This is a genomic window from Paenalicyclobacillus cellulosilyticus (genome assembly GCF_014647315.1).
Classification (GTDB): domain Bacteria; phylum Bacillota; class Bacilli; order Alicyclobacillales; family Alicyclobacillaceae; genus Alicyclobacillus_J; species Alicyclobacillus_J cellulosilyticus.
The window spans coordinates 395-695 of sequence record NZ_BMOY01000100.1; the positions used below are offsets into that span (position 1 = coordinate 395).

At 43.2% G+C, this 301-nt stretch carries 1 pseudogene; it reads right to left on the bottom strand.

Annotation, left to right across the window (positions count from 1 at the left end):
• A pseudogene (locus tag IEX97_RS12965) lies at positions 1-301 on the bottom strand (excinuclease ABC subunit UvrA); the annotation flags it as partial.

The following is a 301-nucleotide window of genomic DNA, read 5'->3' on the forward strand; positions in this document are numbered from 1 at the left end:
TAAAGGGCGTAAAAATTGACCCGTATAGGACTCAGCACAGGACGCCACTTCTTCAGGCGTGCCGGTAGCGATAATTTCGCCTCCCTTACTGCCTCCTTCAGGGCCTAAATCGATAATCCAATCCGCTGTTTTGATCACATCAAGGTTGTGTTCGATGATTAAAATGGTATTTCCTTGATCACGTAAACGAGTCAGTACCTTTAACAATTGTTTTGTATCATGAAAATGTAGTCCGGTAGTAGGCTCATCCAAAATATACAAGGTGCTTCCCGTTCCTCGTTTAGATAATTCACGGGCTAAT